Annotated in this window: 15 protein-coding genes; 11 read left to right on the plus strand and 4 right to left on the minus strand. The window is 44.8% G+C overall.

Annotation, left to right across the window (positions count from 1 at the left end):
* Positions 1-78 precede the first annotated feature (78 nt).
* The 6 genes from Q4Q50_RS18125 to Q4Q50_RS18150 all read left to right on the plus strand — a co-directional run bounded on the left by Q4Q50_RS18125 (position 79) and on the right by Q4Q50_RS18150 (position 5,975).
* Positions 79-936: a class I SAM-dependent DNA methyltransferase gene (locus Q4Q50_RS18125; RefSeq protein ID WP_311900508.1), complete on the plus strand. Its 858-nt coding sequence runs from the start codon at positions 79-81 to the stop codon at positions 934-936.
* A gap of 569 nt (positions 937-1,505) precedes the next feature.
* Positions 1,506-2,240: a nicotinamide riboside transporter PnuC gene (pnuC, locus tag Q4Q50_RS18130; protein ID WP_006083229.1), complete on the plus strand. Its 735-nt coding sequence runs from the start codon at positions 1,506-1,508 to the stop codon at positions 2,238-2,240.
* Positions 2,237-2,971, plus strand: coding sequence for a nucleoside phosphorylase (locus Q4Q50_RS18135; RefSeq protein WP_006083228.1), 735 nt, complete (start codon positions 2,237-2,239; stop codon positions 2,969-2,971). Before pnuC ends, Q4Q50_RS18135 begins: the two co-directional genes overlap by 4 nt.
* 126 nt (positions 2,972-3,097) lie before the next feature.
* Positions 3,098-3,790 (plus strand): Crp/Fnr family transcriptional regulator, encoded by a 693-nt coding sequence (locus Q4Q50_RS18140; RefSeq protein ID WP_006083227.1) that lies wholly within the window; start codon positions 3,098-3,100, stop codon positions 3,788-3,790.
* Between the two features lie 448 nt (positions 3,791-4,238).
* Complete coding sequence (locus Q4Q50_RS18145) at positions 4,239-4,934, plus strand: DUF4336 domain-containing protein (protein WP_311900511.1); 696 nt, start codon at positions 4,239-4,241, stop codon at positions 4,932-4,934.
* Positions 4,935-5,396: 462 nt separating this feature from the next.
* Positions 5,397-5,975: a porin family protein gene (locus Q4Q50_RS18150; protein WP_012088141.1), complete on the plus strand. Its 579-nt coding sequence runs from the start codon at positions 5,397-5,399 to the stop codon at positions 5,973-5,975.
* A 428-nt stretch (positions 5,976-6,403) separates the two neighbouring features.
* On the opposite strand, the gene Q4Q50_RS18155 is transcribed toward Q4Q50_RS18150, so the two are convergent.
* The 4 genes from Q4Q50_RS18155 to Q4Q50_RS18170 form a co-directional block, all read right to left on the minus strand.
* On the minus strand, positions 6,404-6,571 hold the full coding sequence (locus Q4Q50_RS18155; RefSeq protein ID WP_311900513.1) for a hypothetical protein: 168 nt from the start codon (positions 6,569-6,571) through the stop codon (positions 6,404-6,406).
* 10 nt (positions 6,572-6,581) lie between these two features.
* Complete coding sequence (locus tag Q4Q50_RS18160; RefSeq protein WP_311900514.1) at positions 6,582-7,463, minus strand: SDH family Clp fold serine proteinase; 882 nt, start codon at positions 7,461-7,463, stop codon at positions 6,582-6,584.
* A gap of 606 nt (positions 7,464-8,069) precedes the next feature.
* The gene (locus Q4Q50_RS18165) at positions 8,070-9,173 is read right to left on the minus strand and encodes a phosphoribosylaminoimidazolesuccinocarboxamide synthase (RefSeq protein ID WP_311900515.1); all 1,104 of its coding nucleotides are present in this window, start codon (positions 9,171-9,173) and stop codon (positions 8,070-8,072) included.
* Complete coding sequence (locus Q4Q50_RS18170) at positions 9,160-9,588, minus strand: hypothetical protein (protein ID WP_311900517.1); 429 nt, start codon at positions 9,586-9,588, stop codon at positions 9,160-9,162. The genes Q4Q50_RS18165 and Q4Q50_RS18170 overlap by 14 nt, the downstream gene beginning before the upstream one ends.
* A 229-nt stretch (positions 9,589-9,817) precedes the next feature.
* Between Q4Q50_RS18170 and Q4Q50_RS18175 the strand changes: the two genes are divergently transcribed.
* The 5 genes from Q4Q50_RS18175 (at position 9,818) to nrfD (ending at position 14,971) form a co-directional block, all read left to right on the plus strand.
* Entirely contained in the window at positions 9,818-9,955 is a 138-nt protein-coding gene (locus tag Q4Q50_RS18175; protein ID WP_311900531.1) for an SRPBCC domain-containing protein, read from the plus strand.
* Positions 9,956-10,050: 95 nt separating this feature from the next.
* The gene (locus Q4Q50_RS18180) at positions 10,051-10,728 is read left to right on the plus strand and encodes a pentapeptide repeat-containing protein (RefSeq protein ID WP_311900519.1); all 678 of its coding nucleotides are present in this window, start codon (positions 10,051-10,053) and stop codon (positions 10,726-10,728) included.
* A 431-nt stretch (positions 10,729-11,159) separates the two neighbouring features.
* Positions 11,160-13,442 (plus strand): thiosulfate reductase PhsA, encoded by a 2,283-nt coding sequence (gene phsA / locus Q4Q50_RS18185; RefSeq protein WP_311900520.1) that lies wholly within the window; start codon positions 11,160-11,162, stop codon positions 13,440-13,442.
* 12 nt (positions 13,443-13,454) lie between these two features.
* The gene (locus Q4Q50_RS18190) at positions 13,455-14,021 is read left to right on the plus strand and encodes a 4Fe-4S dicluster domain-containing protein (protein WP_219234513.1); all 567 of its coding nucleotides are present in this window, start codon (positions 13,455-13,457) and stop codon (positions 14,019-14,021) included.
* Positions 14,022-14,023: 2 nt separating this feature from the next.
* On the plus strand, positions 14,024-14,971 hold the full coding sequence (gene nrfD, locus Q4Q50_RS18195; protein WP_311900522.1) for an NrfD/PsrC family molybdoenzyme membrane anchor subunit: 948 nt from the start codon (positions 14,024-14,026) through the stop codon (positions 14,969-14,971).
* The last annotated feature ends 89 nt before the right edge of the window (positions 14,972-15,060 follow it).

Genomic DNA, 15,060 nt, shown 5'->3' on the forward strand with positions numbered 1-15,060 from the left:
GCAATTGTTTGTTTCTGATATCGGCTAACTGATATATCATGCGCCACCTAAAATTGCCCTTGTTACCTATTCGCTACTATGTCTTCCAACGCGCTCTATACCGATTTATCCGGCTATTACGATTTAATGTGTTCTGATATTAACTACCAGCAACAGAGTGCGAGCATCCATCGTCTGCATCAGTTCCTTGGCAATAACGGTAAACAACACCTTGATTTAGCTTGTGGTACGGGTCCGCATGTGCGGCATTTTATCGATCTTGGTTATCAATGCAGTGGCCTTGATATCAATCAGCCGATGCTCGACATGGCCATGCGCCGTTGTCCCGAAGCCCAGTTTAACCTGCAAGATATGACAGCTTTTTATTTAGAAGAGCGCGTCGACTTGATCACCTGTTTTTTATATTCCATTCATTACAGTGCTTGTATCGAACGGCTTAAAAGTTGTATCGCCAGTGTGCACAGTGCGCTCAATGACGGCGGACTGTTTTGTTTTAATACTGTCGATAAACACAGAATCGATAACACTGCCTCGGTTAAGCATTTTGCCGAGTTTGATGGTAGCCATTTCGCCTTTGAATCCGGCTGGCATTACAGTGGTCAAGGCGAGAAACAATCATTAAAGTTGAGTATTGCCAAAAGCAGTCTGCCGTTTACTGAGGTGTCAGCTTCGCCTTTACCAGTCTCTGACATGAAAGATTTAGGCTCGCTGGAAGAGGGGTTACACGCTGCAGGTTTGCAGGAGGTTGGCTTACAAGAACTACACAGTATTGAGCAATGGCAAGACCAACATGCCATGGTCGCGACCAGCTTCACAGAACTACAGGAACTGTTAGCACCCTATTTTGAAGTGCATGTTTTCGAACATGATTATGAAAGAATCGTCCCGTGGGATTTAGCATCCGGCAACGCGCTGTTTGTCTGTGTGAAGATTTGACCTTCTGTTGAAGGTTCGGCAATTAGGCAATCGTCTTCGAACTTCGTTTGAACTTTCATTCTTTTAACAAGAAAGTCAAAGTCGTTGGGCTCCATCCGTGATTATTCATTAAGCGCAGACCAAAAGGGGAGAAGTACCTGTTCTCCTTTTGGCTTATTTGTAAAATATGGCCAGCATTCTCAACGGATTTGAAAGCCTCTTTTACTCATGGCCAAAGGGGCTATGGCTTTCGAAGTCCTCGCTTTACATCCATGTAAAATACTCCTGTTCGGCAATCCTCGTCTCGCTCACAAGCCAGAAAAACACCGATTTTTATTTATCTTGTGGCAACTCTGAGGGAAGGTGTATTTCTGGGTGATAAGTACTGATGTTTAAATATGTTAGATATAAAAGCCTTACTTGCCCGATCATTTTGTCCCCTTCAGCAAACCGCATTTAAACTAGCCAAAAGCGGGATTGGATCACGAAATCAAACCATCGCCAATGAAAGGGACAAAAGTCCGTTTCTTAGCCTTGATTATTGAGTATTTTTATTATCTCGATGTTTAACGGATAAAAAGGATCGCTATATGGACATTATTTCATGGTTTAGTATCAATAATACCTTTGTTAATATTCCTCTGGGCAGTGGCTATGCCATGTCATGGATTGAAATGGTTGGCACTGTATTTGGTTTATTGTGTATTTGGTGTGCAAGCAAAGAGAAAACGATTAACTATTTTTTTGGTTTAATTAATGTGACTTTGTTTGCAATCATCTTTTACCAAATCCAACTATATGGATTATTAATTCTGCAATTATTCTTTTTTGTCGCCAATATCTACGGTTGGTATGCGTGGACTCGTCCCAATACTATTGATGGCGAATCACTACAAGTGCGTTGGCTATCTAAACAAAAACTGCTCATTACTGGCGTAGTGAGTATTGTCGCTATTTGTTTGATGACTATCTTCATTGACCCTTTCTTTGCAGCGTTAGCTAAAATCGCCACTAACACACTCAACGCCTTCGGAAATGATATCGTCCTTAAACCTTTAGATCCTGATGCCTTCCCGTTTTGGGATGCCACAATGACTGTATTGTCAGTGGTCGCGCAAATTCTCATGACCCGCAAGTATGTTGAAAACTGGATTCTGTGGGTTGTGATAAACGTGATTAGTGTTGGTGTGTATGCTGCGCAAGGGGTTTACGCCATGTCTATCGAATACGCAATTCTGTTGTTCATCGCATTGAATGGCACGCGAGTATGGATGGCAACTGCAAAGTCTAACCAAGCCAAATCCTCAAAGCAGGCGGTGCTATGAACCTACAACCACACATTGCCGTCAGTGCTGACGATATAGCTTCTAGAGTGATTGTGTGTGGTGATCCTGCTCGTGCAGCGCGTATCGCGGGTTGGTGTGAAAACGGCAAACAAGTTGCCAGTAATCGTGAGTTTCAGTTATTTAATGCACGATTTAACGGTATAGATGTCACGATTTGTAGTACAGGCATAGGCGCTGCTTCAATGCTGATTGCATTAGAGGAGCTTAAACAGTGCGGAGTTACTACCATCATTCGTGTTGGATCTGCAGGAGCGTTGCAACACAATATTGGCCTAGGAGAATTGATTATTGCCGAAGGGGCAGTTCGTGACGAAGGGGGCTCCTTGAGCTATCTTCCTGCATCCTATCCTGCTGTAGCCGATCATGCCTTAGTTGCGGCCTTACTTAGTGCAGCTAAGCAACTTCAAAGTAAGTATTACTTAGGCTTAGTGCGTTCCCATGACAGTTTTTATACCGACCAAGAGACGGAAATTTGTGAGTTTTGGCACCAGCGTGGTGTACTTGCTGCTGACATGGAAACCTCTGCACTGTTAACGGTTGGGCGTTTCCGTGGTTTGCAGGTTGCATCCATTCTTAACAACGTTGTTCTATTTGAGCAGGAAGTTAAAGAAGGGATTGGTCAGTTTAAACAAGTTAACGGCAGTATGATTGAGGGGGAAAAGCGTTCAGCAATGATTGCGTTGCAAGCGCTAACAAGCCATAGGAGTTAACTTCAACAATCGTAGTCAATGGCGCGCTACTCTATCGATGGATTCTATTTTATGTGCCTCGAATGAGTGGACGCGTTATTGCTGCGGCATGTAAAGTGATGCCATCACAATGATTGGTCACAACAAATGCAGATCGAGCCAAACCCTAATACTCGCTTTTATCCATTCCTTAAAGCACACAGTGAGCAATTTCGGCAGAAATTAATGCACTGTGCAGTCGCTACTCGTCACCTCATCAAAGGTTCTGCTCTGCTAACCCAAGGGCAAGTTGTAGACCATTTATACCTAGTGCCTCACGGCCGAGTCTCTATGAATATTACTGTCGCTAGTGGTAAGCGTTTTCAGCTTGGTGAGGTGCAGTGTACTGAACAAATCTTTGGTGAAATGGAGTTTTTAAATCAAAATCTTTGTCAGTGGAGTGTAGTCGCTGAACAGGATATTGATGTAACGGCTATTTCCGTGGCAAAACTGACGAGATCTTTACAGGCTCATCCTGAAATGGCGATGTTTTTTGCCAGTGCTTTAGCGGATGATTATCAAGACTCCATGGATATCTATACCCAACGATTATTACGCCCCATAGTGTATAACATTGCCTATGATCTATGGATACGAGATAGCAATACTGTTGTCCTTGGTGGTTTTGCTAAAATCGACCCTGAAGCTGAACGTTTTGGTACTATTAGCCGCGTTTATCGACGAGCAGTGAAAGAGTTAGTTGTTCGTGGCTTAGTCCGGAAACAAGGGGCACATTTGGAAATTTTAGATCGCCAAGGTTTAAAAGCATTTCTTGATGACAGTAGCCATAATGATTTGTAGTCAGATTATATGTGCCTGTGAGTGTGGTAAAACGAATTTATATTAGTAAATAAGTTAGACATTAATTTTGATAACGTTACTTCGCGATAATTATTCCCATAATAGAAAATGCTTAATTTTTCTAAGTTAAGTTAGGCTAAGTTAATTTTAGCCGTATCGTTTAAGTCCTATTTATAAAGGAAAATGTATTTTCCTTTAGCCTGTTTCATCATCCATGATATCTCAATGGCATTCTTATTCGAGCACTTCGACTACTTCGCAGGGGAAGATGCATTGCTTGAATTTAGGTGTTATTAGCCCTTAAAAACAAAATGAGTCTTGGGTGCTCTGTCTTTTCAATTCTCTTTTCATACTTTTGTGATGATGGCTGGCGGCTGATTTCGTGCTTCAATGTACGGTAAAGCGAAAGCTATTATTGATGGAATGATTGGCAGCATGGAGAGTTGATATGAAGCAACTAGCAGAAAACCTGTGGATTTTTGATGGTGAGGCCGTACCATTTTTTACCTTGCCCTATACCACACGGATGACAGTGATCCGTTTGAATAATGGCGCTTTGTGGGTACATAGCCCAATTAAACTCACCCCTGAACTTCAAGCACTGGTCGAGGCGTTAGGCGAAGTTCATTATCTTATTGCACCAAATCACCTGCACCACCTTTTTTTAAAGGACTGGCAGCAACGTTATCCGCAGGCCCAAAGCTTTGGCACTGCGGAAGTTCAAACAAAGCGGCCAGATCTCCATTTTGATGGGCTGTTTACCGCTGAATTTCAAGCCATGTGGGCGACTGATATTGACCAAGTATTATTTACGGGCTCTCATTTTATGCAGGAATGTGTGTTCTTTCATAAAGCATCACGTACTTTGATTGTGACGGATCTTATCGAGAACTTTTCACCCGAATCTTTTAATGCCTTACAGCGATTATTGGCTCGCGGAGCGGGAATACTCGCTCCAAACGGTAAAATGCCCTTAGATTGGCGCTTAAGTTTTATGTTTGCTAAGGCACAAGCGCGCAGTCATATTGATAAAATATTAGCTTGGGAGCCCAAGGCCATCATCATGGCCCATGGTCTTATTATCGAGAATGATGCAACGGCATTTTTGGAAAAATCATTTTCTTGGGTAAATAGGGAAGGGTAATTTTATTATATTTTTCCAATGTCATTTTAGCGTTTAAACCGCTATACATTATCAGCGAATAAAAGGCGGACAACTTTATAGTTGAATTCGGGAGTCAACTATCTGCAATATTATTTAAAATTAACCCATGTGACATGAATGATGACTAATTTGTGAGATGTTGTAGGTTGATGGGATGTAGCGGGTTTGTGAATATATTCCTTATCTATGAAATAGTTACAATGCAATAGGCAATAAATACATTCGCCAGAGTGAGTGCAACTTACAGCTATTAATATATAAGTGATTTTAGCTGTTATTTTAGACGGTTTTTCTTCATTTTAAATTATCTTGATTAAGCTATAGCATTGATAGTAATGTTTTTTATTAACTTTCTTAAATCTATTTAGCTTGAGTTCGGTAAGTCTGGCATTACTTTTGTAATGTACTTAGCGTATTTAAATAATTAACTAGGAGTACATTATGAAAAATACCATTCTTACTTTGGCCGCCATTATTTCTTTAGCCTCTGTTAGTGTTTACTCTCATGCGGAGAATATGAAAAATAATGATGTCGCAGAAAATGGCATTTATGTTGGTGCTAACTATGGTTATTTAAAAGTTGATGGTAAAGATGACTTCGATGACAATAGCGATGTTATTCAAGGGCTTGTTGGTTATCGCTTTAACCAATATTTAGCTATCGAGGGCGGATACGTTAACTTCGGTGATTATGGTAATAGCTTATCTAATGCAGAAACAGATGGTTATACCGCTGCGCTAAAAGTCTCTTATCCCATTGTTGATCGCGTTGAGTTGTACGCTAAAGGTGGGCAACTATGGTATTCCACTGATTATGATGTGTTAGGTTTTTCTGGAAATAAAGATGATGAAGGTGTGTTCGCCGGTGCCGGTGTCGCATTTAAAGTCACAGATCGATTCTTAATTAATGCCGAGTACACTTGGTATGATGCAGGAATTACCGTTGAGAATGTTAGCAACGGTGCAGATACAGACACAGACTTTAAACAAGCCAGTTTAGGTGTTGAATATCGATTCTAATTATTCATTTTTGATATTTATAATTTAATAATTAATTATCTAGGTGTGACACGCTAAGTGTCACACCTTTTTTATATGATTAATAAGCCCCTCCGAGTTTTTATTTTTTTAAATCAAAGTCAAAATCAAGGTCAACGTCGTGGGGCTTCATCCCACACCCGACCAAGAGGGGATCAACAGCAATTCCCTCTTGGATCTCCCTTGCCGCTCCCTAACGGAGTTGAAAGCCCCTTGGGCAATTAGCGCCCTTATGCTATCGCGTCAGACGCTCGTCCCTGATTCGACTGACGCTATCTCGGCATCCATGCCTCGATCACGCAACGAACGCTAATGCCCTGCGGCAACTCCGAGGGGAGGTGAACTTCTGTCACCACGGTGTTGGCCGCAACCCCATGAGAGTTATGGATGTCCCATCTTTGTCTGTCAGATTAAATAGATGTTCTTACGTTAACAAGGCTGGCAAGACTATATTGCGGTTTGCTTATCACACCAGCTTGTTGAGCTTGCTGTAGGAATTGCAATTGTTCATTCAATTTTTGATTATTTTTCTTTTCTTGAATCATCAGTTCTTCTAGCTTTTTAGATAATTTTTTCATGTTATGTTCCTTAAGATACTCCATATTTTGAACATACTAGGACTACTCGTCCCATTTTATGTATGTAATCGCTGCAAAAGTCATGCAGCATATTTATCGATTCTCTTAGTGAATTGTTTTGAGTATAGTCGTCAATTTCCAACTTCAGTTCGCGCTGTAGCGTTTTAATACCTATCATCCTACCATGGCTATGCCACCTATTGTTATCACTTAACATTTTGGCGATCTCAGAAGCTCGTTCTTCTTTTTCTGCAACTGTAACAGGCTGCTCTTTTTTGGGACCATCAGAACGATGGATTCTCCAATCTTTGAACTTGAAGTCAACAAGCCATTTTTTAAGCAATGATACTGACAAATCTCGCGCTTGTTCATAATTACGCAAAGATGCCAAATCCAAGCTATTTAACATCACTAACTCAGCGTTACAGAGAGGTGTACCGCTGGCACTTTTTTGTATGAGTTCATTACACTTATCTAAGTATCCGAGAGCTGGTACCCATTTTTTTTCATTGTTTAAAACTTGTGGGTCAATAGGCCCTAACGATGAAGAATAATCCATGTATATTTTGTCACCAGACATACACCAAATAGTACCAGCAGACATAGCTACATCAGGAACAAGGAAGTTAACTTGTTGGTAAAAATGTCTAGACATTTCTACCATTTTTTCGACGGTTTCAGCTGAACCTCCACCTGTTTGTAAGATGATGAGAAGTTTTTCTTTTTGTTCATTAGCTGCACAGGCCTCAAGTTGTCTACGAAATAGATCTTTTGACCAAAATTCAATGGGCCCATAGTAAACAATCACATCACTATCAGGGAAATGTTCATTTTGTAGGGATTCTAATCTGAATCTTAGAAATGAATCTACTGAACCGTTAACTATGCTCATCTACTTCCCTATTGCTATAAAACCTGAGGGTAACCTACAAGATTGAAGGCTATTTGTACAACTTGTTTTGCATAATATATGAGCACTTTAAAAATTTATCTATAAGCCTAAGGCTTATTTCTGATGTATGTAACTTTGTTTGGGGCAAGAAGGGCAATAGGGACTTTAACAAGCCACCATTGTTAAATTTTTTAAAAGAGATGGTAGACATCATTCGAGTTGCTTTAGATGACATGCTGACAGCACCAAAGCCTCAGAAGTACACCTTTCCCTGCGAAGTTGCTGAAGGGCGTTGAAGGAAATAGCGTGATGCAGACAGGACGTCTGCGTAGCTTTCGGGGGGAAGGGACGCCCCATCGGAAGCGTTAGCTATTTTCGAATAAGCACGAAGCTAGTATCTAATGCATGTAACTTCGCTAGGAGCGTCTTGGAGCATCCAAGGAGGATAGGACGAGCAGTCCTCCTTGGTCGGGTGTGGGGTGAAGCCCCACGACTTTGATCCAAACGAAGTTTGGAAAAGCTGCTTTTGTAAAGCAAACAAAAAGGCGCCTAAGCGCCTTTCTGCTCTTTGGGAAAGGGAAAACTCCTCATCCCACTATGATTTGCTTAAACAATCAGATCATACTCTTCCCGTAGGATCTTGATGATATCTGCCTTTGGATTCGCTGGCAGCGGGATTGGAGCGCCAGTCACTTTCTCGGCAACGCCGGTGTAAGTGCGTGACACTTGCATCATGGCCTCAAGTGGCAGGTCATTATCGCGGGCTAGGGCTTCACGCTCTGGCATTCTGTCTTTGTTGAGCAGCACATCTGGATCGGGGAAATGATTTAACAGGAACTGGCGGAAGCCTTCCTTAGAGTTTTCAAGGATTTTGCCATCGCGGTAGGCGGCGCCGTCCCAAATACGTGATGAGTCTGGAGTGCCAACTTCATCCATGTAAATCAGTTTTGAATTACCGTTTTTGTCGGTGACATAACCGAACTCAAATTTAGTGTCGACAAACACTTGATCAATGTCGGCCAGCGCTTTTGATATCACTTTAAAGCCATCCTTTAACAGCTTCTCGTACAGGTCGATATCTTCTAACTTTTCAAAGCCAAAGGCTTGGTAGTTGGCTTCGATATCGGCTCGACTGATGTTCACGTCGTCCTGCGCGGGCACACCCGGAATACCGGTTAAAATGCCCTTAGTCGATGGGGTGATTAACAGCTCAGGGAGCTTTTGATCTTTCTCTAAGCCTTCTGGCAATGTGATGCCACAGAATACTCGCTCGCCCTTAGAGTAAGCGCGCCACATTGAGCCTGTGATGTACTGGCGGCAAATGGCTTCGACTTTAATGGGGCGGGCTTTTTGGACTATCCATACGAACGGGTGCGGGATATCCAAAATATGGCTGTCGGCTAAACCGTTTTCGGCAAATAGCTTAAACCAATGATTAGAAATGGCATTTAATGCCGCGCCTTTACCGGGAATGCCTTTGAGGCCGCCTTCACCGTGGAAGATACAGTCGAAGGCCGAGATACGGTCGCTGATCACCATGATGGCAAGCGGGGTATCTTCGGGGACGTTATAACCCTTGGTTTTGATTAAACGGCGGCTGTCGGCATCGGTTAGCCAGTAAACGCTGCGAACCTTGCCGCTGTGGACTGGGCTGTCGGTGCGGATTGGCAAATCGTTATTCACGGCTAATACGGAATCAGCAAGACTCATGACGAGTATTCCTTAGGATAGAGAGTGTAGGGATAAGGTTTTTATAAGTGTCGGTTTGCAGAAGGATTATGGCGTTAGCAACAGCCAGATTCATTGCAACCGCTTTATTATTCGCGCGTGGCTTAGGGCGTAAAGCGCTCAGCCAGTTTGCGGGATTTGATGTTAAATCTTGAACAGCAAAAGGGGTATTTTCGGGCGGTGTTTGAATTGTGTCAGCAGGAGATAATGCAAGGGATGGAACAAACGCAGGGCAAGGTTGGCACCACAGTGAAAGTGGTCTGTTAAAGCGGGCTGGGCCCGTGCCATTTTGCTCGAAAATGCTAACCATTAATCCGAGAGAACCTTGTGCTAGACTGCCGCGAAAAAGTGGCGACATTCTACCTTTTTTGACAAAATTTGCCACGGCTATTTGCATCGCTCTTTGCACAGATCTTTACACAGCCCTTTACACTGCTCTTTATATAGTTCTGTGGCTTGAATCTAGCGGGCGTAAGGATTTGCAAGGGAATCACGCGCTAACACTCAGTGCTGAGCATGATGGAGTGCTGGTGTTCTGCGGACGAGCTAATGTTGAAGGGCTGTATTTTAGCGCGCTGATGTGCGAGCTTATGACGTAGCTGCAGCCCACAAGACCATCAATCCAAATATCCAATGGAGGGAAGTACACTGCGCGGGTGCTGTATTGGAATAGCGAAGAGAGGCAGAATCATGAGGATATGGGGTTTCATCCGGGTTGGTCTAAGGCGACCGATCAGCTTGAGGAACTCGTCGCGACTCTCTAGCAGGCGCCCCTATCAGAAAGTCAACATTAGGTCGTACCTAGCCAAATTACCCTGCATTATCATATTGTTGGGGATTTGGCAGGATTAGAGGTGTTATGTCATCACAGAAAGAAGTGCCACAGCTTACACAATCGCAGCTTGCATCATCACAGCTCGCGCCATCGCAATTAGCCTCAAGTGCGGCTTTGCAGGGCAATAGTTTTTTATCAAAACAGTTCAATGGTTTGTCGGAATTAGCCCAAGAGCTACAGGGCATCGAGTTCGAGGATTGCTGCTTTCAAGACTGTCATTTTAGCGAGAGCGTTTTTCGTAAATGTAAGTTTATCGATTGTCGCTTTGTACGCTGCAACTTGAGCTTAGTGAAAGTGCCCCAGTGCCAGTTCAGCGGGGTCGAGTTTGAAGAGTGTAAGTTAGTCGGTATCGATTGGACCCGCGCCGCATGGTCGCGTTTATCCTTTGCCGCGCCCTTTTCCTTTAAGCAATGCATTCTAAATGACTGCTCATTTTTAGGCTTGTCCCTCGATGAAATCATCATCGAAGAGTGTAAGGCCCACGATGTGGATTTTCGCGAGGGCAATTTTAATCAAGCCAATTTCACCTACACGGATTTTAGTCATAGTCTGTTTGGCCGAACTCAATTATTGGAGGCGGATTTCAGCGAGGCCACTAATTACGATATCGACATTTTTAACAATAAAATCAAAAGGGCTAAGTTTAGCCGCGACGAAGCGATTCGGCTGCTCAACTGCCTCGATATAGAATTAATGGATTAAGGATTGTGGTAGGTTTTTACTCAGCTTTTCACTCAGCATAGTGATGCTCATCCCACGAGTGTTATCGCAATTTACTGAAATATCTGTTTGTTTTTGAAGCCGCCATTTGTCCCATCTGGCGGCTTTTTCTGTCCGTTTTTTAAGACCTATTGATCTTATTCACGTATTTCAAGGTCAGTCTTAGGTTTTAGTTGCGGTAGATCACACCGAGCTTCCCCATGTGGTTTACCACAATACCCACCTACCTCTTTCGGGATAACAATCTCTGTGGATGAGCAGTGTATTCAGCGTATGCCGTGTATTTTGAAGATATGGTGGCGCTGTTTTTACGCTTTTATAACTAAAAAAGTAATCAAATCAGTGAGCAAACCTCTGCTCGATGGCGTCCAATGTGGCGACTGACGGGTGGGATGAGCGTGATGGAGGTAACCATGATTGAGCTTAATAGGCGAACCTTTTTAAAGGGAGCAGGAGCGAGCAGCGCCACGTGTGCGCTGGCCAGTCTGCTGCCGGGCAGCTTAGCGGCATTAGAGAATAAGCAGCTAAAGGGCATGGGCAAAGACATTGCCAGTATTTGTGAAATGTGTTCGACTCGCTGCCCAATTTCGGCGCGGGTGATTGAGGGCAAAAACGTGTTCATTAGTGGCAACAAGGCCGCTAAATCCTTTGGCGGTAAAGTGTGTGCCCGTGGCGGCGCAGGCCATAGTTTATTGTACGATCCACAGCGTATCGTTAAACCGTTAAAGCGGGTCGGTGAGCGCGGTGAAGGCAAATGGGCTGAGATCAGTTGGGATGAGGCTTATAAATTAATCGCTGAAAACCTCAATAAAATCAAAAAAGAACATGGCCCAGAAGCCGTGGCATTCTCGTCAAAATCTGGCTCACAGGAAAAGCATTTGTTTCACCTTGCGACCGCCTTTGGTAGTCCAAATACCTTTACCCACGCGTCGACTTGCCCTGGTGGTTATGAAATTGCCGCTAAGGCTATTTTTGGCACTAAGGTTAAACGTGATTTAGGCAATTCAAAATACATCATTAACTTCGGTCATAACCTGTACGAAGGCATCAATATGTCCGAAACCCGCGGCATGATGGCGGCGCAAATGGACAAAGGTGCCAAGCTGGTGGTGTTCGAGCCAAGATTCTCCATTGTGGCCGACAAGGCCGATGAATGGTACGCCATTCGCCCCGGAACAGACGTGGCCGTCGCCTTGGCGTTATGCCATGTATTGATTGAAGATAATCTTTACGACAAGGCATTTGTCGCGCGCTATGTGGAAGGCTTCGAAGCCTTTGCCGCCGAAGTGAAAGCCTATACCCCTGAATGGGCCGAAACCATCTCCGATGTGCCTGCCAAAGACATTCGTCGTATCGCCCACGAATATGCCGCTAAAGCGCCCCATGCTGTGGTCGATTTTGGTCACAGAGCCACCTTTACCACCGAAGAGTTTGAGATGCGCCGCGCCCTTTACGCCGCTAACGTCTTGATTGGTAACATCGAGCGTAAGGGCGGGATTTATATCGGCCAGAAACCCGGTGATTACAACAAGCTTGCCGGTGAAGCGGTTGCGCCCGTATTGGCAAAACCTGGCGTGAAAGACATGCCAAAACCAGCAGCGAAACGTATCGATCAGGTGGAAGAACAGTACGCCATGATGTGGACATCGGGCGGCGTTTACCAAACCATTCTCGATGCCACGTTAAGCGCTGTTCCTTACCAGTTACACGGCTGGGTGATGTCACGCACTAACCCAATGCAAACCATGACAGACAGGGCGCGCGTTGTTGAAGCGATGAAAAAGCTCGACTTTATCGCCGTGTGTGATGTGTATATCAGCGAAACCGCCGCCTATGCGGACGTGATTTTACCTGAGTCAACTTATCTTGAACGTGATGAAGAAATTGCTGATAAGTCAGGTAAAAATCCGGCCTATTATGTGCGCCAACGGGTCGTTGAAACCTTAGGTGATACTAAGCCTTCTTGGCAGATCTTTAAGGATGTGGGTGTGGCTATGGGCCTTGGCGAGTTCTATCCATGGGAAAACATGGAAACCCTGCAAATGCTGCAGGTGAACCGCGACACTGACCTGCTGCGCCGTATCAAAGACGAAGGTTTCGTGAGCTTCGGTAAGCCAATTATGTTGTGCGAGCCTAAGATGGTTGCCGAGTTTATTAAGGCATACCCCAATGCGCGGCCAGCCGATGAAGACGGCACTTACGCCAGTGCACTGACCTTTAAAACCCCTAGTGGCAAGATTGAACTCACTTCCGCGAAAGTAGAAGCCATGGCACCAGGCCGTGGGGTGATCAAGTTCCGCGAAGTGAATCTTAAAAAAGCAGATGAGCTGTACTTTATCCAAGGCAAAGTGGCGGTGCACACCAATGGCGCCACCCACAATGTACCTATGCTCGCTAACCTAATGTCGGATAACGCTGTGTGGGTTCACCCCGTCACTGCGGGCAAATTAGGCATCAGCAATGGCGACCCAATCCGCCTCACCAGCAGTGTTGGCTCGGAAGAAGGCCATGCCTTAGTCACGCCGGGTATTCGCCAAGATACTGTGTTTGCTTACATGGGCTTTGGTTCTAAAAACAAAGAGTTGGTCAGAGCAACGGGCAAAGGTATCCACTGCGGTAACTTACTGCCGCACGTTACTGCTCCTGTGTGTGGCATGACAGTGCACACCACGGGCGTCACGCTGGCAAAGCGCTAATCGGAGGCTTAAATGAATAAACGATATGTAATGGTGCACGACGAGAACAAGTGCATCGGCTGCCAAGCCTGTAATGTGGCGTGTCGCAGTGAAAATGGCGTACCCGAAGGCGTAACTCGTCTGCAAGTGCGTGTGGAAGGCCCCTTTGGTGAGATGCCCAATCTGCATTTCAAATATCACAGGGTATCTTGCCAACAATGTGAAGATGCACCCTGCGTTAAGGTGTGCCCAACGGGCGCTGCCTATGTGGGTGAAGACGGCATTATCTCTATCCATACCGAGAAGTGTGTCGGCTGTATGTACTGCGTGGCAGCGTGCCCTTATAAAGTGCGCTTTATGAACCCAGAAACCAAGGCGGCGGATAAGTGTAACTTCTGTAAAGACACGCGTTTGGCGCGGGGCGAAGAGCCTGCTTGTGTGACTGTGTGTCCAACCGATGCCTTAGTGTTTGGTGATGCTAATGATCCGCAGAGTGAAGTAGCCATCATGCTCAACACTAAAATCACATACCAAGATAAAACCCATTTAGGCACTAAACCTAGGGTATATCGCGTTCCTACCAAAAGAGGGGGGATTTGATTATGAACAATACTTGGGGCGACATGGCGCAATATGATCCTGTCACTTGGCACTGGGTCATTGCCGTTTACCTGTTTATGGCGGGGTTATCTGCGGGCAGTTTACTGATTGGCATTGGTTTGCGCTGGGCGAATAAGGAACTCAGCACCGAAGCCGAAAGCAGCATTCTTAAGGCTGCGGCCATTATTGGGCCTGTGGCGATTAGCTTAGGTCTAGCTTGCTTAGTGTTTGATTTAACTAAACCATTCCACTTCTGGCTGATTTTAATTCACTATAACTTCCAGTCTGTGATGGCAATCGGGGTGCTGGCGCTGCTGGCGTATTCTCCCTTAGCTTTTGCCTACGCCATTATTGTGCTGCGGGATGACTTACCGAAATGGGGTTTAGGTTTCCTAGCGCCTATCGCTAAGTTACTTATGCCTTTTCGAAAGCTGATTGAAGTATTGTTGTTTGTCCTCGCCATTGGCGTAGGGGCTTACACTGGCTTCTTAATTTCGGCGATGAATGCTTACCCTATGCTCAACACTGCGGTACTGCCTGCGCTGTTTTTAGTGTCGGGTTTATCGGCGGGCGCTGCGGCAAATGCGGTACTGGCACTCTTGTTGTTTAAGACCGATAGCCATGATAAGACTTTGGCTAAGATGCACGGGTTAGAATTGCCTGTGATGGCGATTGAAATCCTGTTCCTGTTCATGTTGTTCTGCGCCTTGTACTTCAAGGGCGGCGCAGCGGCTGCGGCTTTAGCGTCGTTAACCTCAGGGCTATGGGCAAGTGTGTTCTGGATTGGCGTCGTCGGGATTGGCTTTGGTATTCCATTGCTGTTCATGTTGTTACCTGCCGCGACTCGCCACACTAAGGGCGCAATGATTATGGTGGCTTGCGCTAGCTTAACCGGCGTACTCGCGCTAAGACACTTTATTGTGTATGCAGGGCAAAGCTATTTAAGCTGAGTGTAAGTTGACTTTACATATTGATAGATAAAGAAAAGCACTGACAATGTCAGTGCTTTTTTATTGTTTGAATTTTGAGAAGGTTTGCC

Source organism: Shewanella scandinavica (assembly GCF_031932065.1).
GTDB classification, from domain to species: domain Bacteria; phylum Pseudomonadota; class Gammaproteobacteria; order Enterobacterales; family Shewanellaceae; genus Shewanella; species Shewanella baltica.